Origin of the sequence: Ekhidna sp. (assembly GCF_965227465.1) — a bacterium.
Classification (GTDB): Bacteria; Bacteroidota; Bacteroidia; order Cytophagales; family Cyclobacteriaceae; genus Ekhidna.
Window position 1 is genome coordinate 341,640 of sequence record NZ_OZ245746.1, and the last position, 24,463, is coordinate 366,102.

A 24,463-nucleotide genomic window follows, 5' to 3' on the forward strand; every position below is an offset into this window, starting at 1 on the left:
TCGCTAAATTGCCAATGATTCTATTTTATATGAGGCACCTGTTAATTGGTATTTTGGGTTTGTGGATAGTTCATGATGTGGTGGCACAGAATGATCCTAAAGGTAAAGACAATACGCCCAAGTACAGCAATGAATTCATGAACATTGGGGTAAGTGCTCGTTCGTTCGGAATGGGCTTTACTGCCGTTTCATTCGTAGACGATGTAACAGCAGGATATTGGAATCCAGCTGGCTTAAACAACCTAACCTCGGATCATCAGTTGTCACTGATGCACTCTTCTTATTTTGGAGGATTAGCTAATTACGATTATGCGGCTTTTGCAACATCGGTAGACGATAAGAGCAAAATTGCACTCTCAGTCATTCGTTTTGCGGTAGACGATATTCCGGATACACGATTTCTCATCGATGTGAATGGCTCAATCAATTATGACAATATTCAGTTTTTCTCTTCGGCCGACTATGGTTTCATCGGTTCATATGCTCGTAAAATTCCCGTATTAGGAGGTTTAGACTTTGGAGGTAACCTAAAAATCATCCATCGGACGGTTGGAAAATTCTCGAAGGCGTGGGGGTTTGGATTGGATGCAGGGGTGCAGAAGGAGATGAATAAATGGAGAGCAGGAGCTGTGGTAAGGGACGTCTTCGGGACTTTCAATGCCTGGTCTCACAATTCAGCCGAGGTGGAAGAAATATATGCGCTCACTGGTAATGATGTCCCTATCAATTCAGTTGAGATTACGCTTCCACGTTTAATTATTGGGGGCTCCAGATCTTTTACAATCATGGAAAAATTTGGTGTATTAGCATCTTTGGATATGGATTTAACCTTTGATGGTAAGCGAAACACCTTGGTTAGCACAGATTTACTGTCCATTGATCCTAAGGCAGGGATCGAAATGGATTATAAGAAAATGGCTTTTTTGCGCTTCGGAGTAAACCAATTTCAGGAAATCAAAGATTTTGATGGATCTACCTCCTGGACTTTTCAACCAAATATGGGGGTAGGTATCAACTTGAAGGAACTGACAATCGATTATGCCTTGACCGATATTGGCAATCTGGCTCCCGGACTTTTTTCTCACGTTTTTTCAGTAAAAGTTGATTTCAATGTTGAGAACTAGCATCATATCATTTTTGGTTCTATGCAGTCTGTTTTCAACAGCACAGGTAAATAAGGAATGGATTGATTTTTCGCAATCCTATTTCAAATTTAAAATAGCTGATAAGGGATTATATCGCATTACGCGTGAGCAGTTGCTAGCAGCAGGCTTTCCTTTAGAAACGGTACCAAAGGATCGAATTCAATTGTTTCGAGAGGGTGAGGAAGTTGCTCTAAACGTTAATACAGGGACCAGTCTTGAATGGTTGGAGTTTTATGGATACGGCAAAGACGGAACCACCGATTCACCGCTCTATGATTCCGGTGATCAACCTCATACCTTTTATAATTTGTTTACAGATTCTTCGAGCTATTTTCTTACCTATAAACTTGGAAGTCAAAATGGGAAAAGGATGAGTTTTTCCTCAGACCAGAACACAACCGGTCTTTCTCCTGAAGCCTACCACATTGAAGATACCATACAGTTATTTACATCCAGCTATGCTTCCGGAGTAAGATTTGGATCTGGTGCAGCTTTTAGCCTGAGTAAGTATGACGATGGTGAAGGTTGGACTGGAAACTTCATTTCTAAGAATGCGGTTAGAGATTTTGAATTCAATCTCCAAAACTATGTGACAAGCGGGGCTAACCCTGTCATTGATGCTATTCTGGTTGGAGGAAATAGCCTGAATCACAATGCAGCCATTCAAATTGGACCAAATACTGCTTCTTTAGGAAATTTGGGAAATGTGCAGTTTTCTGGATGGGGCAAGCAGCTATTTTCGGGTACTTTTTCCAGTGCAAGTGTAGGTGCTGGAGGTGAGTTTGTGGTCCGAATTACCGCCGAAGGATTCCCGGAAGCAGCAGAGCGATTTTCAATCGCATACGTGAGATTGAAATACCCACAGACGATCCAACTAGCCTCTGATGAAAACAAAGTTTTTACTTTAGATAACCCCTCCGCTGCGAAAGCCTGGTTACAAATAAGTACCACCAATGCAGCAGGTACTAGAATTTTTGACATTACGGATCCTTACAATGGAGTCAGGCTGGCAACCACCAATTTTTCAGATCGAGTAGAGGTGGTAGCCCCTAATGCCGCCTCAGGTCAAAAAATTCTGGCAGTGACCAACACATTATCAGTGGGTGATATTGATCCGGTTACCATACCAGATTATGATTTAAGCGATAAAAGATACCTGATCATTACACATTCAGACCTTAGAGAATCGGGAGACCCGGTTTCTGATTACCTCAATTATCGGGAATCGATAGCCGGAGGCCAGCACAACGTACAGATAGGCGAAATAGATGATCTCTATAATCTGTACAGTTTTGGGGACCCATCTCCATTAGCCATAAGAAACTTCATCATTGATGCGAATAATCAAAATCCAATTGCCCATGTCTTCATTATTGGAAAGGGGTTCACTCCCAACGTCAACTACTTCCGTACTAATCAAACGGCCATTAATATTCCGACTTACGGACTTCCTGGCAGTGATTTATTATTTACGCTAGGCATCAATGCAGACCCCAACCTTCCGGGTATTCCCGTTGGAAGATTAAACGCTTTTACGCCATCAGACGTAACCGCCTACCTCAATAAAGTCATCGAGATGGAGTCGAAACCATTTGATGAATTATTCAGAAAAGATTTCTTGCAGTTAAGCGGAGGGATCACTCAATCTGAGATAGCAAACTTTGCCAACATTGTTCAAGGATTCACCACCATATTAGAAGAAGACTTTGTAGGAGGCAGGGCGTTTAATACGGGGAAAGAGACAAGTGATGCTGTTGAATTTGTGGATGTAACTGACCGGGTGAATCAAGGGGTTGGCTATATCACCTTCTTCGGTCATTCAAGCGGTACAGTCACGGATATAGAAATAGGAAGAGTCAGTGATCCGGCATTTGGGTTTGCCAATCAAGGGAAATACCCAATCTTTCTAGTTAATGGATGCCAAGCTGGTGAGATCTTTGCCAACAATTTCACCTTCGGAGAGGATTGGCTAAATACACCTGATTTAGGCGCAGTTGGATTCATGGCGCATTCAAATGTGGCACTTTCCTCTACCCTTAAACGATGGAGTGATCTGTTTTACAATTTAGGATTTGGAGACGAGGTTTTTATAGGTGAGACGGTCGGTAATGTTATCATTGAAGTATCCAGACAATACTTAAATCTGTATGGGATAAGTGATTTAAACCTGACACAGGTACATCAAATGACTTTACAAGGAGATCCGGCCTATCGGGTTTTCGGTGCTGATAGCCCAGACTATGAAATAAACAACAACTCGATTTCAGCATCAGCCATTGAGGCAGAAGAAATCCTGGCCACTCAGGATTCATTCAAAATTGATATTGTCGTTAAGAACTTCGGCAGAACAGTAAGAGACTCCTTGATCGTACAAGTAAACAGAACCTTAAGTAACGGGCAACAGGAAGTGTATGTAAAAGAGTTTAATCGGCCGCTTAGACAAGACACCCTTTCTTTTTTTATCACGAATGATCCAACGCAAAATAATGATGGCCAGAATCTGTTCACGGTAATCCTGGATCCAGAGAATTTAGTAGAAGAATTAAACGAGGTAAATAATACAGCCACGATTGAAGTGACTGTTTTTCGAGGCAATACGGTAAACCTTTATCCGATTGACAATGGCATCACCTCCATGAATTCAATTGATTTTCTGTGGCAATCTAGTAACCTGCTCGAAGATTCGCGAACGTATGAACTCGAAATTGATAGCCAGGCTGACTTTAATGGTCCTAACAATCGAAAATTTAATGTTGACGGAGAAGTTCTCTTAACTCAATCTTTTGATTTTTCAACCTTTGCATTACCCGATTCTTCCACAATCTATTGGCGCACCAGATACGCAAACCCGGGACCAGACGAGACAAATGAATGGGTGGAGTCTTCTTTTACGATTGTCAACGGTGTAACATCCGGATGGGGCCAATATGATGCAGAGCAGATAGTAAAGGAGCGGATAACAGGGATAAAATATAATGAAGTAGCCAACAGATGGGAGTTTATTGAAACAATCACGCCCATGGAAATATTCACTTTTGGGACAGATAATACAGCGTTCACCTATGATGATTTGAAAGCAATTATTGGGGGATTAAATTTCTTTGTTACATCCAATACGATTGATCCGGTTTGTGAAGTTAATACGTTCAATGCCATCGCTTTTGATAGAGAAAGTGCCGATCCGTATCGACCTATTCAGGCTACTCAAATAGACGTATTTAACCGGGAGGTTTGCGGAAGATTACCTCAAAGGATTTATCAATTCAGGGAGCAGGACCTGATTGGGTCGGGGAGGCGACTGCAAGTGTTAATTGATAATATGAGAGATGGAGATATGATTGTGCTTTTCAATATTGGGAATGTGAATTATAGCAGTTGGGATGCAGAGGTAGAAGCCAGTTTAAACTCCCTGGGAATTAGTACAGCAACTATTAATTCATTGGAGGACGGTCAACCTGTCATATTTTTTGGAAGGAAGGGAGATACTCCAGGAACGGCCACTACCATTATTGACAATGGATCTCCAACCCCTCGAAGAGAGCAAAGTATTGATTTGATGGATGATGTAATTGGGAAGTTTGTAAGTGGAGAAATACGGAGCAGACGTATTGGTCCTGCATCTGAATGGAGTTCTTTTTCCTATAATATATCTGAAGAGGTAAATGATGATGCTACTATTGAAGTAATTGGAGTGGATGTGAATGGGAATTTGACCACTTTGGATTCTCGGGCAAGATTTGAAACCATTGACATAGCTTCAGTAGACCCACTGATCTATCCTCAAATAGAACTTTCATTATCGCTTTTCGATGATGTGGATCAAACACCTGCACAACTAAATCTGTGGGAAATTGATTATGAGTATCCTCCAGAGGGTATTCTCATTCCTGATAATAAAAACGTAACTACGGTTCAAGAGGGAGAAGAGATTAGTAAGGCATTTAATTTTTATAATATCTCTGGAGTAGACTTTGCTGATTCACTCAGCATCATGGCCTCTTTAATAAACCAGGAGGGTGTTGTCACTCAATCCAGTTTTCAGGTAGCTCCGCCTGATGCAGGGGACACAGTTTCTTTTAATACGACCTTCTCCTCATTCAATAAAGGAGGAATGAGCAGTTTAGTAGTAGAGGTCTCTGCGAATGAAAATGAAGTTTATACTTCTAACAACCGATTAAGTCTGGTTAATGCTATTGAGGTGAAGGCAGATGAGACAAACCCCATTTTGGATGTCACTTTTGATGGCTATCACATCCTTGATGGTGATGTGGTATCTCCCAATCCGAATGTAGTAATACGGATGAGAGATGAAAATCCATTTATCTCAAAAACAGATACAGTGGGAGTTAATATCTCCTTAAGACTTCCGGGAGAAGAGAGTCAGTTCCAGCGTGTCAATTTTTCAGACCCTCGACTGAATTATACACCGGCAAGTGAAAATCAAGATTTTCAAATAACATTTAGCCCGGGACCATTGGGAGATGGTCTTCATGCAATCCAAATACAAGCGCAAGATGAGGCGGGAAATCAAGCAGGACAGGAACCCTATGAAGTCTCTTTTGAGGTCATAAATGAATCAACGATCACCCAATTCTATCCATACCCAAATCCATTTTCTACGAATTGTAGATTTGTTTTTACGCTTACCGGAACAGAAATTCCTGATGAGATCAAAATCCAAATATTGACAGTTTCAGGTAGAGTGGTTAGAGAAATAACACAGGATGAAATTGGACCTATACGCATTGGAAATAATATCACCAGCTATGCCTGGGATGGAAGAGACGAAAATGGAGATCAGCTCGCTAACGGGGTATATTTTTATAAAGTGTTTGTGAACGCCGCAGGAAGGCAAATGCAGCAACGTGCTACAAATGCGGACAAGGCATTCAAAAATGGCTTTGGTAAACTGTATATCTTACGTTAATCAATTATGATTAATCGGCTTAGAAATACAAGTAGGTTCTATATTCCTTATTTGGCGTTGCTGACACTAGCTATCGTTTTCTATTTCTATCAGGAGCATGGTGACTTTGTGTTGTGGCTAAACCAGCTACATAATCCACTTTGGGACTTTTTTTTTAAGTACTGGACTTACACAGGACACGGTGTTTTTTTTGCGGTTGTGACGATCGTATTAATCTTTTTGAACAAAAGATTTGGATTGGTACTGGCATTAATTGGTATCACAATAGGTGGCGTCACAGCATTCTTTAAAGAAGTCCTATTTGAAACAGCTCCTCGTCCACGGATATATTTCGAGGGTCAAAAAATTCTTGAATTTGTAGATGGAGTCAACATCTTAAGTTTTCATTCATTTCCCTCCGGTCACGCTATGGGCGTTTTTGGATTAGCCACCTTCATTTCTTTAATGCTACAGAATAATAGGTACGCATTGTTCTTATTGATAGCTGCTACCTTCACGACTATTTCAAGGATCTACCTGGCGCAACATTTTCTGATAGATGTGATGGCCGGGTCTTTAGCAGGAGTAATTATTTCCACGGCATTTTATATGACGTTCGAAAGATACCTGAACAAAGAAAACACCGGTTCTACCAAATCTCCAGATGAAGGTTTGGCAGATATCGACCTTAAAAATATGGACGTAGACTAGTTAAGACTGAGCCTCTTAGAACAACGCTGTTAATTTCATAGCAGCTCCTTTATCTCCTTCAATCTTCAGTTTCCCACTCATAAACGCCATCATTACGTTTAAATCACCGGTAAGAATTTTGTTAAAGTTATCAGCAGACATTTTGATCGCAAAAGGTGCTTCACGTTCTTCATTGACGACTAGCGTCGGAGACACAGTATCATCGAGGTGGACGACTCCTTCATCAAACTTAAAATTGGCCTTCCCCTGAAATTGTCCACTGTGTTTGTCTGCCAGTTTTTTAATTTTTCCGGTAATTTCTTCTAATGTCATTTTATATCGTTTTTGGTTGAAAAGTCACTTCAAAAAGTTTAGGCCACCATTTCCCTGTCACATAAATGCGTTTAGTAGCATCGTCATAAGCAATCCCGTTCAAGACATCTGCTCTTGCCGCTTCTTCTGGGGTTAATAATCCGCTTAAATCAATTTTTTTTAATACTTCACCAGTATCTGGATCCACTACCACAATAATATCTTCCTGGTATACATTGGCATAAATAAGACCGTCGATTGCCTCCAATTCATTGAGTGCATCTACTTTACCATTGTTATCATAGACCTCCAGTTCTCTTTGAATGGTGAAGCTCTGTGGCTCCATGAAATATATTTTTTCAGTTTCGTCCGTCAGAATCAATTGATCTTCGATTGTGGTGAGTCCCCAACCTTCAACCTGATAATTAAAAGTTCTGATCTGCTCCATATTTGCGTTGTAGACAAACCCTTTGCCGGAGGTCCAGGTAAGTTGATAAAACTCGTCGTTCAGTAGTGCAAGTCCTTCTCCAAAAAAATTGGACGGTAGATTAACCGCATGAATTACTTCACCGGTAGTTAAATTCTTCTTCTTAAAAGCTGATTCACCTCGTTGACCGGTGCTCTCGTACAGTATGCCGTCCTTGATCAACAAACCCTGCGTATAGTCATCCGTGTTATGTGGAAACGTATTTTCTATGGTGTAAGTAAGCTGCTCAGGTTCATTTTCAGGCAAAATGATCACTTTTCGATAATGGGTTTCTGATTTATCTCCACTAAAAGCTTTTAGCTGTATTCTCCATGATCCCACCTTTCTGGTGGGTAGGTTTACATCAAAAGTCGAGGAGGTGAAAACATTGGTCTGATCACCAACGGTCACTTGAATAGAGTCAATTGGAAACTCCTCGCTGGTTGCTACCGAGATTGAAATATCGGCTCCCCTGTTATATACCTGGTTTTGTGACGGGCTTTCGACGCTCGAATATTTCTTTATCCGTGGTGAGGACGGTTTTTTTGTAGTTTCCTTATTATCACTACATGCAGCAATGAGAAGAAAAGCACAAATCACATAGCCAATTCTGATCATGACTTAAAATTAGCAAGATACTTAGAAGAATAAGCTGCCAAATCAAGAATTACTGCCACTCCCACTTGAACGCATGAGCGTTGGAACGGTAAGTCCCTGGTACAATACCGAGCATACCACTACAATGTAGGTCATGGTAACGATCACATCCTTGCCTTGAAAATCTGTAAGTGATAATGAAAGTGCAATTGGAAGACCACCTCTTAAGGCACCCCAGGTAAGGACTGATATCGTGTTAGGAGCGAAGTGATTTTTTACTGACATCATTTTAATTGGGATAAACACACTGGTCCACCTTCCAAATAATACAATACAAATGGCAAAGAATCCCGCTGCGATAAAGTCCAATCTGAGATCTAGAACAAGCATTTCCAGGCCTATGAGCACAAAAAGCATAGCGCTAAATGTCTCCTCAAGGAGTTTCCAAAATTTAAAGACATAATCACCCACGGCGCTTGCAACGTGAGTGCTCTTACCTTCATTTCCCAGCACCAGTCCCATGACTACAGCTGCTTGCTTAGCAGAGACATGAATGAAATCTGCTAGTTGAGATCCAACAAGCACCAAAGCAAGAGTAATCAGCACCTCTACCTCTACGGCATCATTGTCAACATACTTTAGAAGTCTATAACCAATGTATCCAAGCAATAAACCAATAAAAATACCACCGCCAATATCTGCAATTACGATGTAGGTTGTCTCAAAAAAGGATAAAGTATGATCCTCACCTGCATGAGCAATATCTAATAATGTAAGAGCCAGTACAACAGCAATACCATCATTAAACAATGATTCACCTGCAATTTTTATTTCAAGTTCTTTAGATAGATTGAATCTTTTAATTGTTTTGGTTACTGCAATTGGATCTGTAGGGGAGATTAATGCTCCAAAAACCAGGCAATACAAATAATCCAGATGGATACTCATTGCATCCAGCATGAAGTATACACCTGTACCTATTACAAGTGTAGAAATAAGTACCCCAACGATTGCCAGGACAAGAACCGAACTACTTTGACCACTTAATTTTCTAAAATCGATATTTAATGCTCCTGAGAAGAGCATGAAGCTCAATACGATTTGATAAAGAACTTCTTCAAACTCATATTCTTTTACATGTTCTGCCAGGTGAAGCTCTGGGAAAAAAGTACCTACCAGATAGACAATGACTGAAAGTACTAACGCCATAATCATCAATCCGATTGATGAAGGCAGTTTCAGGTAGAACGTATTTATAAAAATAAACGCTCCTGAAAGGAAGATAAATAAGGCGATAATGTCGAGAATACTCACTTCCGTGTAATTTAAAGGTGATTCAACGCAATATTAATTTTAAAAACTAACAGTACGAACAATATACAAGCGTATGAGAGTACAATTTAATGTTTGCTAATCATAAGAGTCAATCAAATGATTAGCAGAATACTATATAATTTGGTACCTCTTTTAGTACCTGCCCTATTTTTAAAGGGTTTTTTGGTGGGTTATACCTTATAAAAGGCTGATTTACAGGAACGAAGATAACTTTTTTTATATTTTTTAGCAAAAAATGAATATCAGTGAAGAATGAGATAAATAAGAAGCTAAAACGGCTGAATGAGGAAACGGAAAAAATTTACGATTCACTAGCGGGTATTTCGGAAGAAAAGCTTAGTGATCAAAGTTACGGTTGGAGCATAATTCAGGTTTTTTCGCACCTCAATGATGCTGAAACTGCTTCCTTAAAATACATGCAAAAGAAAGTTCAGGCTGGCGATAAAATGCACAATACAGGAATGGGCAACTCTTTGCGAATGTGGCTTACAAATCAGGCATTGAAAAGTTCATTGAAATGGCGCGCACCCTCATATATTTCTAGTCCGCCGGTCTATTCGTTGGAGGAAATCAAAACTAAATGGGGGCAAACGAGGAATGATATTCAGCAGTTTGTTGATGAGTATCCGGATAAATGGTTAAGTAAGCTGGTATATAAACACCCTATGGGTGGTCGTCAAAATCTGGAGAGGGCTGTCGATTCCTTTGTTTACCATCAGATTCACCACAAACATCAAATCAACCGAATTAAGAAAAAATTAGGCCTTTAATGCTACATATAAAAGAATTGAAGCATTCCTACGATGGGTCAGCAATGATCAATTATCCGGATTGGGAAGTGCAAAAAGGAAATCATGCGATTATATTAGGCAACTCAGGCTGTGGTAAAACCACATTGCTTCATTTGATAGGTGGATTAACTAAGCCTACAGGCGGTTATCTGGAAGTGGCAGGAGAAGATTTATCTCAAAAAAGTAATACAAGTCTCGATCATTTTCGAGGAGTTAACATCGGTATTGTTTTTCAAAAACCGCATTTAGTTCGATCATTAACAGTGAAGGAAAACCTTACATTATCACAATATTTAGGACAGAAGAAGATCGATGGCAGTAGAGCTGATGAAGTATTGGACAGATTGGGAATAAAAGAATTGGCTAATAGGAAAATACATCAAATCAGTCAGGGACAAGCTCAACGAGTTTCCATAGCTCGTGCGGTGATCAACTCCCCTAAATTATTGCTGGCCGATGAGCCTACCGCAAGCCTGGACGATGAAAATTGCAAAAAAGTGATTGACTTACTTAAGTCAGAGGCAGAAGAGACCGGAGCTACGCTTATCGTAGCTACTCATGATCACCGGGTGAAAAGTGAGTTTCAAAACCAGCTGAACTTATGAATCTATTTTCACTAAGTATCAAAAATGTTTTTGGAAAACCACTTAGCTCATTGCTTAGTGTGTTGTTATTTGGATTTGGTGTAGCCATCATTGTCGCTATACTCTTGACCAGTACTTTTCTGAAGAATGAGATCAATAAAAATGCGCTGGGTATTGATCTGGTAGTAGGAGCAAAGGGCAGTCCGTTGCAAATCATATTAGCGAGTATTTTTCATATTGATTTTCCAACCGGAAACATATCCTTAAATGATGCCAATAACCTCACACGGAATCGGCTGGTTGAATCTGCGATACCCCTATCATTGGGTGACAGCTATCAAGGCTATCGGATTGTAGGGACATCAAAAGCCTATGCTGATTTGTATGGAGCAAAATTGGTCGATGGTGAATGGTTTGGATCTGAAATGACTGCAACAGTTGGAGCCGCAGTAGCCAAAAATCTAGGGTTGAAAATTGGTGATGAACTGGAAAGTGCTCATGGATTGGCGGAAGGGGCCGGGGGTCATGAAGAGCATCCATTCAAAGTGGTTGGAATAATGGAAAAAACAGGATCTGTTATGGATCAGTTGATTTTGGTAACCGTTCAAAGTGTATGGGAGGTTCATGCAAGTCATGAGGAACATGAGCATGATGCCACAAGCGATCTGCATGAAAAAGTTTCGTTGGATCGGCTGGGCATAGAAGTGACGAAGGAGCAATTGGAGAATGAAGATATCACCTCCCTGCTGATCAAATACCGGTCGCCAATGGCTGCTGTTCAATTGCCAAGAATCGTGAATGGAACCAGTAACCTACAGGCGGCATCTCCCCCGTATGAAACAGCTCGGTTATTTAATATCATTGGTGTAGGGGTAGATGTGGTAAATGTTTTAGGACTTGTCATTATTATTCTGAGTGCTACCAGCGTTTTCATTGCACTTATAAATTCGCTTAAAGAGCGAAAATATGAGTTGGCCATCATGCGTTCGATGGGTGCCAGTCAATTAAAAATTTTCTTATTGATTCTGACAGAAGGAATTGTTCTTACTATTATTGGCAGTCTTTGTGGATTTGGATTGGCGCATATTGGTTTCGGTATTTTGGTCGATTCAATGGAACAAATTCAGACAAGCGGAATGTTTTTTGTTTATGATGAATATTATGTGATGCTGGGAAGCTTGGCAGTAGGTATTTTTGCCTCGATCATTCCGGCATTTCTTGCGTATAAGTCAGATATATCGGAAACGCTTTCAAAAGCATAAATTATGAAACATATACTTGGTCTGTTTATTCTAACGCTTTCATTTGCAGCAACTGCTCAGTTTACGGATTCTAATAAGAATTGGGAAACCATGGCAGATGTGAAATATGAAAAATCTCAGGATGAGTATGGTGAAATTTATGTCCCAAAGTTTGGTGATGATGTTCAGAAAATGAATGGGAAAATGGTCTCTCTAAAGGGATTTATTATTCCTTTTGAAGGCATGTTCGAGCCTAAGCACATCATCATTTCCTCACTACCTATAGCAGCATGTTTTTTCTGCGGAGGAAGTGGACCGGAAACTGTCGCTGAAGCATATTTGAAAGAAGAGGTGAAGTATACGGCAAAACCTGTTACGGTGACCGGCCGACTGGAGCTTAACGATACCGATTATGATCAGCTGATGTACATCCTGAAAGACGCTAAATTAACCATAGACTAGAATTGACTTATAGCTAAACAAAATAGCAACCGATGAAAAACCTATCCATACTACTGATTATCCTTTTAGCCTCATGTGGCTCTTCAAAAAAAGAAGAACTGCAAACCTTAAAGGATGAGGTCATGGCTATCCATGACGAAGTGATGCCTAAAATTGGAGAATTGCGAAAAGCGAGAAAAGACCTACTGCTACAGGCAGATTCATTGATGGAATCCAATCCGGAGCGTGCTGCTATGTTAACGACCACAGCTGACGAGTTGGGAGATGCCAGTGAAAGTATGATGGTTTGGATGCGGCAGTATGAACCTGAATTTGAAGGCACTGATGATGAGATTAAGCAATACCTGGAAGGACAAAAAGTTGCCATTCAAGAAGTTAAAGAGAAGATGAATGGTTCACTTGCGAAAGGAGAAGCAGTTATTGAGAATTAATATTCCTCCTCACACTCTTCCAACCATTTGTCTACATCTTTCACGCCCACTAATCCACCTTCATTTCCCCATGCATTGGCGATGAAGGTAAGAACCTCAGCTACTTCCAGGTTTGTAATGGGATTACCCGGCATCATTTGATTGTAGGTGACCCCATTTACCACAATCTCTTTGCTTTGTCCATTTTTAATAATGCAGGCGGCCCTGGGCAAGTTTTCCAATAGGTAGTCAGATCCTGCTAACGGCGGGTATAAAGATGCTAACCCTTTGCCATCTTGTTGGTGACAATTGGCACAATAGGTAGCATAAACCTTCGCTCCCTGAACCTGATATTGTTTTAAGCGTATTTCATCTCGAGAGGTAAGAGAGGAAGACTTTTCTTCTTTTTTTTCTGTGCCTCCGCCACACGAAAAAAGTACAATGGTGAGGACTACAACTCCTTTTGAAATTAGCTTATTCATATTCTTTCAACAGTCTATTAATATCGTTCATTAGTACGTCTACCTGTTCAGGTACAGTGCCGTCATATACACCTCTTATACGCCTTTCTTTGTCTACCAATAAGAATGCTCCTGAATGAATGTACCCTCCTGGTGCATTGGAATCTTCATCCACGATGGACATGTAGCTTTTCTCGGCAAGGTCATAAATATAGTCCTGATCTCCGGTCACAAACTTCCATTTACTGGATTTTACACCCAATCGTTCAGCGAAATCTTTTAATAAAGCCACCGTATCATATGTCGGATCGATTGTATGAGAAAGGATTGCAACTTGCTCATTGTCTTCGAATTTTTTGTACACGCGACTCATCTGAGCTTTCATAGTCGGGCAGATCGTAGGGCAGGAGGTAAAGAAAAAATCTGCTACATAAATCTGATCTGCAAACGTTTCGTTCGTGACAAAATTACTATCCTGATCGACCAATTGAAAATCAACAACTGTGTGATAGATCGTATCATTTTCTTCATAGATCGTATTACCCAGAATGGGCAGCTTACCTGAATTTGTTTGTTGATCGCATGCAATCAAAATAATTAAGAGCGGAAGTAATTTGTTCATTTTAAGATCTTAGTTTTTTATAAAGTTTGATTGCAATCATTAATATGATCGCAAAGCTAATAAGTCCAATCGTCCCCCATATCCAACTGAGTTCATTCTTTAATACGATCAGGAAAACAACTGCAAAAAGAATTAGGGTAGCTACTTCGTTAAATACTCGCAATTGGAGAGAGGAGTATTTTGTAATTCCCTTTTGAAGTTGCCTGAATAAGCCATGACACCCCAGGTGATAGAGGATTAAAAGAAGAACAAAACCTAACTTGATATGCATGAATGGCATTTTTAGCCAAGATGGCTGACTGATGAGTAGCGAAGTGCCAAGAATAATGGTCAATACGGCAGAAGGCCACGTGATGATATACCACAGTTTTCTGCTCATAAGAGCCAATTGTTCTGAAAGAATGGAGCGTTTAGGTTCTTCTTCATTTAGCGCTTCTGTGTGATAAATGAATAATCTCACGATATAAAACAATCCGGCAAACCAGGTTATTACGAATATGATATGAAGAGCTTTCAGATATAAGTAATCCATTCGGGAGCTTTTTAGTTATAATTGTTGTTGACCGTGGATGTTTGCAAATTTGCATTAAATACTGACATAAGATTATGAGCGCTGAAAGAAATCTATGGTATTTTGAAGACACAGACTTATTCGAAATTTTGTGTCCTAAAAAGACGCCCTACATGGAGGACAAGCACACTCCGGGCGTCTACAAGAAAGATGAATTCATCTATTTTAAAGATCAGTCTTCAGAAAATATTTACATGGTTTCTGCAGGCCGGGTGAAGATTGGAACTTATGGTCCTGATGGCAAAGAGATCGTAAAAGCCATCTTAACAAGCGGTGAAATTTTTGGAGAACTCGCATTGGCAGGGGAGGAAAAAAGGCAGGACTTTGCTCAGGCTATGGACAATGATACTCGGGTGTGTTCAATGACCATCGAAGATCTTCAAAACCTGATGGTAGACAATAAAGACCTCAATCTGAAGATTTTAAAAATTGTTGGTTTTCGTCTGCGTAAAACAGAGCGCAAGATTGAATCATTGGTGTTTAAGGATGCTCGTACTCGAATAGTAGAATTCTTGAAAGAGATGGCTGAGGAAAAAGGGCAGAAGGTAGGGTTTGAAGTGATGATCAAAAATCACCTTACTCATAAGGATATTGCAAGCTTAACTGGAACTTCTAGACAGACAGTTACCACTGTAATGAATGAACTGCGAGAAAAGAACCTGCTTACGTTTGATCGCAGACGTATTCTCATTCGGGATTTAGAGAATCTTGCATAGCCAAAAAGGAAGAGTTCGTAACCTTCCTTTTCTTTTTCAGTATAATACTTACATTTACGAAATTAATATTTCAAAAAAAATGAAAGGAACGAATCTGGGAGAGTTTGAAGAGCTCGTGCTGCTAACCGTGGGTATACTTTATGACAATGCGTACAGTGTGGCCATACAGCAGGAGCTGAATAGCCAAACTGGCAGAAAAGTAAGTATAAGCTCAGTTCATGCAGCTGTATATCGGCTAGAAGAAAAGGGGTTGTTGAATTCCCGGATGGGTGAGATGTCGAATGAAAGAGGAGGGAAGCGAAAGCGCTTGTTTAACATTTCGCAGGCGGGGAAAGTTGCACTTGAGAAAGCAAATGAGCTTAGAAATCGTCTTAGAAATCAGATACCCGAAATCGCATTTGAAAATCTCAGATGAGTTCCAACACTCCACCCAAATTGCCCCTAAAGATCTTTCGATTCTATTGCTCAGAGGAGCGATTAGAAGAGTTGGAGGGAGATTTATTTGAGGTATACAATAAATTTATTCAAGAAAAAGGCATCCGATTTGCCAAACTCTTCTATTGGTGGATCGTCATCAGAAGCTTTCGATCATTTGCACTAAAAAGGACTAAAATGAAAAATAGCAAGATCAATAATTCGATTACTATCTTAAAACACAACTTGATTATCGCGTGGCGCAATCTCACTAAACACAAAGCAACCACGGCGATTAATGTACTTGGACTAACGATAGGCATAGGAGCTTTTTTAGCGATAGTTCGGATTGTTCAATTTGAACTTAGCTTCAATACGGAAATTCCTGAAAAGGAAAATGTTTACAGAATTTACACCTCTTTTACCGGTTCATTTACTGCAACAAACAAGGGAGTCGCAGTTCCAATTGGACCTTATGTGGAGCAAAATTTTTCAGGAATCGATGCAGTAGCATATTTCCATACTTATAGTGCGGCCGTTGAAGTACCTGATGGAGAAGAGACCAACAAGGATTTCGGAAGACAGAGCCAGCTGGGGATAGCTGATTCCTCGTACTTTCAGGTGGTAGGTCAATATAAATGGTTGGCAGGCAATCCTTCAACTGCCCTTTCAGATCCTTTCAAAGTGGTTCTTACAGATGAACAAGCCAAAACATATTTTGGTCATGAAAGCTGGTTGGATATTGTAGGTAAGAAAATTATTTATCGAGATTCACTCAATTTATTTGTTTCGGGTATTGTTAAGCAACCGGATTATAATACTGACTTTGTTTTCACAGATATCATTTCCTTTCCGACTATCAAAAACTCCTGGTTAAAGGACCGGTTTGATTCGGATCAATGGGGAAATACCAATAGCTCATCTCAGCTTTTCGTCAAACTTGAACCAAATGTGAATCGTGCAGATATTTTGATGCAGCTGGAAAATTTGGATAAACATGTGCAGGAGCAAACAGGAGATACGGATTGGTTTCAGCACTATGAGTTACAGCCTTTGGATAAACTGCATTTTAACACAGATATTTCCACTTTTGATAATGGTAGAGATGCAGCTCATTTACCCACATTGCTGGTCTTGGGTGTGGTAGCGTTTGCAATTTTACTTATTGCAATTTTTAATTTTATTAATCTGGAGACAGCTCAATCGACTACCAAGTCGAAAGAAGTTGGAGTTCGAAAGGTATTAGGAAGCCCTAAAAGACAATTAATTGGGAGATTTCTTACAGAAAGTATGCTAATCTCCTTTTTTGCGGTCTTGCTTGCTGTCCCATTAGCTCATTATGGATTTATTTATTTTGATGAATTTATCCCAGATGGTGTCTCCATGGATTTTAGTGATCCGATATTCTGGGCATTTTTGGGTGGGCTGGTCGTTATTGTTGGTTTTATTGCAGGGATTTATCCTTCGTTGGTTATTTCTTCCTATCGGCCGGCTATTGTTTTGAAGTCTGCCGGGAGCAACAAAGGCCCGGGCGGGTCTTTTATTCGTAAAGCCCTCATATTGTTCCAGTTCCTGTTTTCTCAGCTTCTGATTGTTGGCACCATTGCGGTTGTATGGCAGATCTCCTTTATGCTGGATAAGGATCTTGGGTTTAAGGAAGATGGAGTTATCTATTTTTATACACCGTACTACGAATCTTACAATAAACAAAAGCTGATAACGGATGAGATTGAAACCATGCCGGAAGTGTTGGATATCTCCATTCAAAATACGCCTCCTGTGCAGAATGGCTACTCCACCTCTACAGTAAAATACGATTCTCCGCAAGGAGAAGTGGTTACGAATGCGCACAGAAAAGCAGGTGATACTACGTACCTAAGATTTTATGACATTGAGCTACTGGCGGGAAGAAACCTCATACCAAATGATACCTTACCTGAGCTATTGATTAATGAGACTTTCATGAAGGATTTAGGTTTTGACGATCCCAGATCAGCAGTTGGAACCACAATAGAGTTTAATGATGAGAACCACACGGTTGTCGGAATATTGGAAGACTTCCATTTTAGATCACTTCATCACCCAATCGAACCCATGTTGTATCTCTACGAGGATAAAGCAAGTTGCATTGCGCTAAAAGTAAAAACAGGTGATCAATTACAATCAACGATTAATAAGCTTACGGACAAGTGGGCTGAGGTATACCCGGATAATCCCCTCAAAGTTTATTTTATGGATGAGACGATTGAACGATTCTATGAAACTGAGAAGAAAACATCAAAACTTGCATCAACTGCAACAGGAATAGCAATATTCATATCATGTTTGGGTTTATTTGGACTGATTTCGCATACAATTGTTCAAAAATCAAAAGAGATGGGAATCCGAAAAGTCATGGGAGCATCGATTTTACAAATAGGGTCAATCTTATCAAAGGAGTTTATCTTATTGATACTTTTCGCCTTTATTATCTCTACCCCTATTGCTTATTACTTTATCTCAAAATGGCTGGAAGATTTCGCTTACCAGACAAATATCTCCTGGTGGATTTATGTACTGGGCGGCCTGGCATCTATGTTTATTGCATTAGCTTCCATTGCAGTAAAGGTTTGGAAGGCTTCTGAGGCAAATCCGATCGAGTCATTGAGATACGAATAGCAAGTAAAGGCATTATTGTCTGCTGGTTGACCGTCATAAAAGCAGAATTCTCCGTTCTTTTGAAGAAAAGAAATCTATATGAGAATCATCCTAGTCGCTATGGCTGTTTTCACTGTCCAATTAAGCTTCAGTCAAAGCAATCTTCAAAACTATACGCCATCCATACTTTTTAAGAAAGGAGATTGGGAGTATAAGACTTTTCAAAATTTATACACTCAGACCAAGCAATTTGATGCCAGTGGTAGCAAAGTGGATAAGGGGCTTAGAGAGACTTTTTTTACATCCATCAACCAATTTCTTTACGGAATAAATGGACAAATTAATGTGGGTGTTGACGTATGGATCAAATCATCAAATAACAGCGCCGATGCTTTCAGCCCATCAACAGGGCTTACCGGGATCGGTCCGAAGATTAAGATTGCACCATTCAGGGATGTTCCCAGGCTATCCTTTCAAAGTACTTTTTTAATTAACACTTCAGATGATCCAGAAGGTGTTAATGGCAGTCGGTATTTCCTTGAGTGGGATGCTAATTTATGGTTGAATCAATTCTTCTTCGACTTGCCTTTGAATGATAAGTCTCAGTTGTTTTTTCAGCAAGCATTCTGGTATAGAATGACGAAAAACACATCCTCGGTTGATAACAACTTTCTCGAAACACAGACGAGCGTTTTCTACAGCTATTTCCCAACTTCAAGATGGACCATTTATGGAATGAGTGAGTATTTCCCACGTCATTATGATTTGACGAATGAAAATGGAGAGGCTTTTTTCTCTTATTTCATTCAATCTGGTATCGGTGTAAAATACCAACTGGTGCCGAATCTGATAGAGTTAGAGACTCTTTATACAAATTTTTGGAAGGGTAGTGAGGGTGAAGGAGCTGGTGAAACTATAAATTTGGGTATCAGAGTGATACGCCAAAAGTGAAGAAATTAGTCCTAATCACATATTTCTGCTCAATTCTAAATGTTACTTTCTCTCAGGTAATCCAGGAAATAAAGTTCGAAGGGTTAGTGAATACCAAAAGCAACTATTTACAACAGTTCCTGGCTATCAAAGCGGGAGACCAGTTGGATTCTGTATTGCTCAGTATCACAAAGCAGCGCTTGACTAACCTTGAAATGTTTTCTGATGTAAAGTTCAGGGTTGAGGAACGTCAATCAAATTACCTGGTTGTCTTTGAATGCACTGAACTGTACACCCTATTGCCGATTTTTAGTTTTGGAGGTATTGAAGAGAATTTTTGGATACAGATAGGAGCAACAGAGGTGAACTTAGGAGGCAGAGGAAATAAATTGGTCGCCTATTACCAATACTATGATCGCAGCTCTTTCGCTACCCATTTAAAATTCGATCGCATCAATCAAAGCCCCTGGGGGCTCAATATCAATTTAATTAAGTGGTCTACACTTGAGCCACTGTTCTTCTCTGATCAAACGGTAGAGTATGAATATGATAACTACACAATAGGAACTGATCTTATTCGACATTTCAGTTTCACTGATCGGATAGAGATTGGAGGTGCATTCTTCACAGAAAACTACCTAAAATTCACTGAGGGAGAAGTTGATGGTGCACCTGAAGAGGTAACCAAGAATAAAATATTGGGAAAAGTGACTGTTGTCTCAAATCGTGTTAACTATCACTTTCACTACCTAAGTGGAATACATAATCAGCTTAATATGCAGACGGTACAATCACTGGATAGTGATCCACCATTTTACATCGTTTTCAATGACGTAAAGCGATTTTGGAGGAGCGGTGAAAAAGGCAACTTCGCCACACGCTTACGGCTGGGATTGAGTACAAATGAAGTGAGTCCTTTTGCCCCTTTCGTGCTTGATAGTTATTTGAATATCAGAGGGGTAGGAAATCGGGTGGATAGAGGGACAGGAGCAATTATTTTAAACACGGAATATAGACACACGTTTCAGGACAAAGAAAAAGTAGCCATTCAGGGAGTACTATTTTCTGATTCCGGCTCGTGGAGAAATCCGGGAGGTAAACTTTCTGATTTTACGGACGATGAAAACTTCGTCTTATTTGCAGGAGGAGGTTTTCGGTTGATCCACAAAAAAATATACAATGCCATACTCCGCGTAGACTATGGTTTTAATCTACAAGAACCCTCAGTCAATGGGTTTGTACTCGGTATCGGACAGTATTTTTAGTTGCTTTAATAAACTTCCCCTTCTTCATCACTCTCAGCTTCAGCATCCTCACCAATCTTTTCTAAATCGATATCTGTTTCATTTAGATCCTCGAGCGTATCGATATCGTTTAAAGTAGGCAACTTATGAACAGAAAGCTGAAGCTCTTCTGATTCATCCAATAGTTCTTGAAGTACAGAATCCGTGCTATACTCTTTATCCTGAAAAAGCTGGGGGATGTATTCTTTCATCCCCAAGAGGTAATAGCCACCATCCTTCGCGGGACCAACGACCACATCATTTTCTTCAAGCATTTCAAAGGCATTTTTTATAATCTTAGCATTGAGGTCATAGCAATCGCTCCCAATGATGATCACCTTATTGTAAGAGTCAAATGCCTCATCAAATGCATTCGACATTTTTTCGCCCAGTGTAAAGCCTTTTTGGGAGGTTAGTTTATAGTCTCCATTATCCCAGATGTCTTCTATTTCTACATATTCGGAATAGTAAACCGCTTTGTCTACCTCTATCTTCTTCGTGATTTTATGGGTATGATACACCAACTCCTGATACACGTCTAATGCTTTATCGATCCCAATATCTTTTGCAAGACGTGTTTTTACCATACCCGGAATCAGATTTTTCACGAAAATCATTAATAAGCTGTCACTCATTTTTCTCTTATTTTTTTAATAAACTTTAGTTCCTTTATAAAGCCACTTACCCCATAGACGATTGTAGGTATGTACACTGTCAGTTGGTAAATTGTTTGGTCCGATCACCTCAAACCCCTCATTCTTCCAACCAAAGATTCCGCCGTATAAATTTTTAACTTTGGTATAACCCGCTTTCTGAAGTTTTTCGCCGACACGCTCACTTCGGTAACCCACTGAACAATAAACGATAACTTCCTGATCTCTCGGAATATCGGCCACTTGATTCAATTCAAAATTGTCATAATCAATGAACCGAGCTCCTTGAATATGGCTTATTTGAAATTCTTCCTGTGCACGGGTGTCGAGTAAAACAACATCCGTAAGCCTGGGTTTGAGCGAGTCTGCCTTTATCAATGGTACAGTATTCTTATAAAGGCTCTCCATTTTCTCATCAAATGTTTTTTGTCCACAAGAAGTCAGCGTGGAAACAAGAAATATGATAAAGGGGGGCAGGTATTTTTTCATGTCTTAACCTTTTTCATTCTAAGCTCAAATAGCAAAGCTAAACCAGTAATTAAATACTCGATAACAATTATGAACATAGGAAGTTCAAATCCATCTTTATGATAACCGATATAGGTGAAAAATATCAAGAATGACCAAATTATTGAATACCAATAACCGGATAGTATTCCGAATGCGACCAATGGTAAAATGTACCAAGGATGTACCGTAGTGGCAAAAATTAGATATATGGTCAGAATAAAAAGAAAGGTTTTCGGAAGACTCCAATTCTTCAAGTAAGCGATGATTGAGATAACCATAATGGATATAAAAGAAAGGGCAGAAAGCAGTGGCCCGATCAGCGCAATATTATTATACCCATAAATCCAGGTTCCTATTTCCCGAGCAATGAAATAGCTACTGGCATTGAATTCGAAGCTCCTGAAATACAAGTCAAGACTGGTTTGCATCCCTTTTAGAAAAGTCGTATCCAGCATCGGAAGCAATGTGAGTAAGGCAATCAACCCTGCCACTATTGATATCCACCATTTTCTATTTTTAAGACCTTTGAGGAAAAGAAAAGGTAGATAGATCAGCGGTAGAAGTTTCGTTCCAATGGCCAGTCCCAAGCCAGCTGCCGATAACCACTCCCTGCTCTTTTCAAAAAAATACATACCAGTTAGTAAAAAGAAAACCACCATTCCTTCGAAGTGAAGATTACCGGTAAATTCTAAAATCACAAGTGGATTTAGCCAATACCAATAGGCGAGACTTGCCGGTTTATCATATAGCTTAAGTAATTCTCTCAGCAAGAAGAAAGAGCCTACATCTGCAGTTACTAATATCACCCGAATGATATTAGCTGAAAACAACCAATCACTTTGGCCAAGCGTAACACTTAGCCAGAAAATAAGCTGATTTAATGGTGGATAGATGCTGAAATAATTTGGCGAGTTAAGCCTATCATACAATTCCTGACTCAACCCTTCAACTGGGTTATCCAGGTAATAAGATGGGAGTTGAGCAAATGGATGAATGCTGGTGTTAAGAAGTGTGCCATCCCAGATAAATCGATAAAGATCATCGGATAAAGTAGGCAGGCTGATAAAGAGAAGGATACGGACCAGAATACCGACTGATAAAAGCGTTTTCGAATCCTCTCTTTTTATGGAGATAAAGACATACCCCATGAATGCGCTGCAATAAGCCAATAGAAGGGGCACGGTCTGATATCTCTCTATCCAGCTGCCTATCGAAAAAACAGCCAGAATATAGATAACTAAGAACGTATAGTAACCGGTTTTTTGTTGACTAGGCATGCTTTATCGGTTTCACCGACAAGATAAAGACGTATGCGAAACCTATTGCGAGCATTGCATGAAAAAGCATGAGCCCATAATCCTCCAGTTTAAATCCTGAAAAGATGCCGTAAATGAAATAGATGGAAAGAACTCCTTCCATGAATGTTGCTGGGGTGAAGACTTTGTTGAGGTATTGGTTCCCTTTCCAGGAATCTCCCTTTGACCGAACATTGAATTTTGGTGTACGAACAAAAGGAGTTTTTATTCCTAAATAGCCCTCAACTACTGCGATGGAATTGTGAAGGGCCATACCCATGGAGAATGCCAGAAACATCGGAAAGTTTTTGATGAAATACTTAAAGGTATATTCTGGATGAGTAGCCTTGGCAGATACCCAATAAAAGAATCCCATAGCCAGAAAGCCAATGATAAAAATACTTCCTAGATCAAAAACCAGCGAAAGCTCGGGGTTGTATTCTTTAATGTAAAGCATGGGAATACTCAACACAGCAGCAATTAATAGTAACAAGAAAACAGAGCTATTCAAAAGGTGAAATACGGCTCGTATCTTGTGGTTCCAGCCAATATTAGATGTCAAAACTTTGCCTAACGTTTTTCTTGCAGTTTCTGCAGCTCCCTTATTCCATCTGTATTGTTGCGACTTTACAGCGGGTATTAGAACTGGCAGCTCTGCAGGGGACTCTATCTCTTCCCGATACACAAATTTCCATCCTTTCAGTTGAGCGCGGTAGCTTAAATCCAAATCTTCGGTAATGGTATCATAATGCCAACCTCCGGCATCTTTAATGCAGTCTTTGCGCCACACACCGGCAGTTCCATTGAAGTTGATAAAGCTCCCCGCATGCTCACGACCTTTCTGCTCAACAGTAAAATGTGCATCCAACCAGAAAGCTTGAATTTTTGTAAGAGATCCATAATCCGTGTTCAGGTGACTCCATTTGGTCTGTACCATTCCCACTTTTTCATTTTTGAATTTTGGCAAGGTTCTAAGTAGAAACTCCGGATTAGGTACAAAATCCGCATCGAATATGGCAATAAACTCGCCTTTTGCACGCTCCATTCCGTAAGCCAAAGCACCAGCTTTATATCCAATTCTATCAGGGCGTTGGATGTGCACAATATCCCAGCCCTCTGAGGCATATTTCTTTACTCTCTTAGTGATAATTTGCACGGTCTCATCAGTAGAGTCATCAAGCACTTGTATCTCGAGTTTGTCTATTGGATACCGTATTTCGATAACAGCATCAATAAGCCGTTCTACTACGTATAGTTCATTAAAGACAGGTAATTGAATGGTGACATGAGGATATATGGAAAGTTCTTCCTGTATTTCTTCCTTCGTCTTTTTCGCCTTTAAATAATGCCACGTAAGGTTAAACTGACCCAAACTGAAAAGGCAAATGATCAACAATGTGACCGCATACAGTACGATAACTAACCACTCCAC

At 39.9% G+C, this 24,463-nt stretch carries 23 protein-coding genes; 13 read left to right on the forward strand and 10 right to left on the reverse strand.

The window, feature by feature from the left end; all coding sequences use genetic code 11:
• Positions 1 to 29 precede the first annotated feature (29 nt).
• From ACO05G_RS01565 to ACO05G_RS01575, 3 genes are read left to right on the forward strand one after another with little or no spacing between them, the layout of a single operon-like run.
• Positions 30 to 1,124 carry a hypothetical protein gene (locus ACO05G_RS01565; RefSeq protein WP_421764383.1) on the forward strand — a complete coding sequence of 365 codons (1,095 nt, stop codon included), beginning with the start codon at positions 30 to 32 and terminating at the stop codon, positions 1,122 to 1,124.
• Positions 1,111 to 6,072, forward strand: coding sequence for a C25 family cysteine peptidase (locus tag ACO05G_RS01570; protein WP_421764384.1), 4,962 nt, complete (start codon positions 1,111 to 1,113; stop codon positions 6,070 to 6,072). The genes ACO05G_RS01565 and ACO05G_RS01570 overlap by 14 nt, the downstream gene beginning before the upstream one ends.
• A gap of 6 nt (positions 6,073 to 6,078) precedes the next feature.
• Entirely contained in the window at positions 6,079 to 6,762 is a 684-nt protein-coding gene (locus tag ACO05G_RS01575) for a phosphatase PAP2 family protein (RefSeq protein WP_348282632.1), read from the forward strand.
• A 15-nt stretch (positions 6,763 to 6,777) separates the two neighbouring features.
• Here the strand turns inward: ACO05G_RS01575 and ACO05G_RS01580 are convergent, their stop codons facing one another.
• Genes ACO05G_RS01580 through ACO05G_RS01590 form a run of 3 tightly spaced genes read right to left on the reverse strand, consistent with a single transcriptional unit; the run spans position 6,778 to position 9,430 of the window.
• Positions 6,778 to 7,074, reverse strand: coding sequence for an SCP2 sterol-binding domain-containing protein (locus tag ACO05G_RS01580; protein WP_348282633.1), 297 nt, complete (start codon positions 7,072 to 7,074; stop codon positions 6,778 to 6,780).
• A gap of 1 nt (position 7,075) precedes the next feature.
• Entirely contained in the window at positions 7,076 to 8,137 is a 1,062-nt protein-coding gene (locus ACO05G_RS01585) for a glutaminyl-peptide cyclotransferase (protein WP_421764385.1), read from the reverse strand.
• 42 nt (positions 8,138 to 8,179) lie between these two features.
• A complete protein-coding gene (locus ACO05G_RS01590; protein ID WP_348282635.1) occupies positions 8,180 to 9,430 on the reverse strand; it encodes a sodium:proton antiporter in 1,251 nt (416 codons plus the stop codon).
• Between the two features lie 266 nt (positions 9,431 to 9,696).
• On the opposite strand from ACO05G_RS01590, the gene ACO05G_RS01595 reads away from it, so the two are divergent.
• Genes ACO05G_RS01595 through ACO05G_RS01615 form a run of 5 tightly spaced genes read left to right on the forward strand, consistent with a single transcriptional unit; the run spans position 9,697 to position 12,960 of the window.
• The gene (locus tag ACO05G_RS01595; RefSeq protein ID WP_348282636.1) at positions 9,697 to 10,221 is read left to right on the forward strand and encodes a DinB family protein; all 525 of its coding nucleotides are present in this window, start codon (positions 9,697 to 9,699) and stop codon (positions 10,219 to 10,221) included.
• A complete protein-coding gene (locus ACO05G_RS01600) occupies positions 10,221 to 10,847 on the forward strand; it encodes an ABC transporter ATP-binding protein (RefSeq protein ID WP_421764386.1) in 627 nt (208 codons plus the stop codon). The genes ACO05G_RS01595 and ACO05G_RS01600 overlap by 1 nt, the downstream gene beginning before the upstream one ends.
• Positions 10,844 to 12,088: an ABC transporter permease gene (locus tag ACO05G_RS01605; RefSeq protein WP_421764387.1), complete on the forward strand. Its 1,245-nt coding sequence runs from the start codon at positions 10,844 to 10,846 to the stop codon at positions 12,086 to 12,088. The genes ACO05G_RS01600 and ACO05G_RS01605 overlap by 4 nt, the downstream gene beginning before the upstream one ends.
• 3 nt (positions 12,089 to 12,091) lie before the next feature.
• Positions 12,092 to 12,529: a hypothetical protein gene (locus ACO05G_RS01610; protein ID WP_421764388.1), complete on the forward strand. Its 438-nt coding sequence runs from the start codon at positions 12,092 to 12,094 to the stop codon at positions 12,527 to 12,529.
• Between the two features lie 32 nt (positions 12,530 to 12,561).
• Entirely contained in the window at positions 12,562 to 12,960 is a 399-nt protein-coding gene (locus tag ACO05G_RS01615) for a hypothetical protein (protein WP_421764389.1), read from the forward strand.
• Here the strand turns inward: ACO05G_RS01615 and ACO05G_RS01620 are convergent.
• Genes ACO05G_RS01620 through ACO05G_RS01630 form a run of 3 tightly spaced genes read right to left on the reverse strand, consistent with a single transcriptional unit; the run spans position 12,957 to position 14,554 of the window.
• Positions 12,957 to 13,421 (reverse strand): c-type cytochrome, encoded by a 465-nt coding sequence (locus ACO05G_RS01620; RefSeq protein ID WP_421764390.1) that lies wholly within the window; start codon positions 13,419 to 13,421, stop codon positions 12,957 to 12,959. The two genes, ACO05G_RS01615 and ACO05G_RS01620, sit on opposite strands and share 4 nt — an antisense overlap.
• Positions 13,414 to 14,022 (reverse strand): SCO family protein, encoded by a 609-nt coding sequence (locus ACO05G_RS01625; protein ID WP_421764391.1) that lies wholly within the window; start codon positions 14,020 to 14,022, stop codon positions 13,414 to 13,416. The genes ACO05G_RS01620 and ACO05G_RS01625 overlap by 8 nt, the downstream gene beginning before the upstream one ends.
• Before the next feature lies 1 nt (position 14,023).
• A complete protein-coding gene (locus ACO05G_RS01630; RefSeq protein WP_421764392.1) occupies positions 14,024 to 14,554 on the reverse strand; it encodes a CopD family protein in 531 nt (176 codons plus the stop codon).
• A 74-nt stretch (positions 14,555 to 14,628) separates the two neighbouring features.
• Between ACO05G_RS01630 and ACO05G_RS01635 the strand changes: the two genes are divergently transcribed.
• The 5 genes from ACO05G_RS01635 (at position 14,629) to ACO05G_RS01655 (ending at position 20,555) form a co-directional block, all read left to right on the forward strand.
• Positions 14,629 to 15,309, forward strand: coding sequence for a Crp/Fnr family transcriptional regulator (locus tag ACO05G_RS01635; protein ID WP_421764393.1), 681 nt, complete (start codon positions 14,629 to 14,631; stop codon positions 15,307 to 15,309).
• 79 nt (positions 15,310 to 15,388) lie between these two features.
• Positions 15,389 to 15,724 (forward strand): PadR family transcriptional regulator, encoded by a 336-nt coding sequence (locus ACO05G_RS01640; RefSeq protein ID WP_421764394.1) that lies wholly within the window; start codon positions 15,389 to 15,391, stop codon positions 15,722 to 15,724.
• Positions 15,721 to 18,381, forward strand: coding sequence for an ABC transporter permease (locus ACO05G_RS01645; protein WP_421764395.1), 2,661 nt, complete (start codon positions 15,721 to 15,723; stop codon positions 18,379 to 18,381). Before ACO05G_RS01640 ends, ACO05G_RS01645 begins: the two co-directional genes overlap by 4 nt.
• A 78-nt stretch (positions 18,382 to 18,459) precedes the next feature.
• A complete protein-coding gene (locus ACO05G_RS01650; protein WP_421764396.1) occupies positions 18,460 to 19,311 on the forward strand; it encodes a hypothetical protein in 852 nt (283 codons plus the stop codon).
• Positions 19,308 to 20,555, forward strand: coding sequence for a hypothetical protein (locus ACO05G_RS01655; RefSeq protein WP_421764397.1), 1,248 nt, complete (start codon positions 19,308 to 19,310; stop codon positions 20,553 to 20,555). The genes ACO05G_RS01650 and ACO05G_RS01655 overlap by 4 nt, the downstream gene beginning before the upstream one ends.
• 5 nt (positions 20,556 to 20,560) lie before the next feature.
• On the opposite strand, the gene ACO05G_RS01660 is transcribed toward ACO05G_RS01655, so the two are convergent.
• The 4 genes from ACO05G_RS01660 to ACO05G_RS01675 are packed head-to-tail and all read right to left on the reverse strand — an operon-like array spanning position 20,561 to position 24,463.
• Positions 20,561 to 21,208: a TIGR04282 family arsenosugar biosynthesis glycosyltransferase gene (locus tag ACO05G_RS01660; RefSeq protein WP_348282649.1), complete on the reverse strand. Its 648-nt coding sequence runs from the start codon at positions 21,206 to 21,208 to the stop codon at positions 20,561 to 20,563.
• Positions 21,209 to 21,223: 15 nt separating this feature from the next.
• Positions 21,224 to 21,715, reverse strand: a complete 492-nt coding sequence (locus ACO05G_RS01665) for a rhodanese-like domain-containing protein (RefSeq protein ID WP_421764398.1) — start codon at positions 21,713 to 21,715, stop codon at positions 21,224 to 21,226.
• On the reverse strand, positions 21,712 to 23,013 hold the full coding sequence (locus tag ACO05G_RS01670; protein WP_421764399.1) for a hypothetical protein: 1,302 nt from the start codon (positions 23,011 to 23,013) through the stop codon (positions 21,712 to 21,714). The genes ACO05G_RS01665 and ACO05G_RS01670 overlap by 4 nt, the downstream gene beginning before the upstream one ends.
• Positions 23,006 to 24,463 (reverse strand): cellulose synthase family protein, encoded by a 1,458-nt coding sequence (locus tag ACO05G_RS01675; RefSeq protein WP_421764400.1) that lies wholly within the window; start codon positions 24,461 to 24,463, stop codon positions 23,006 to 23,008. The genes ACO05G_RS01670 and ACO05G_RS01675 overlap by 8 nt, the downstream gene beginning before the upstream one ends.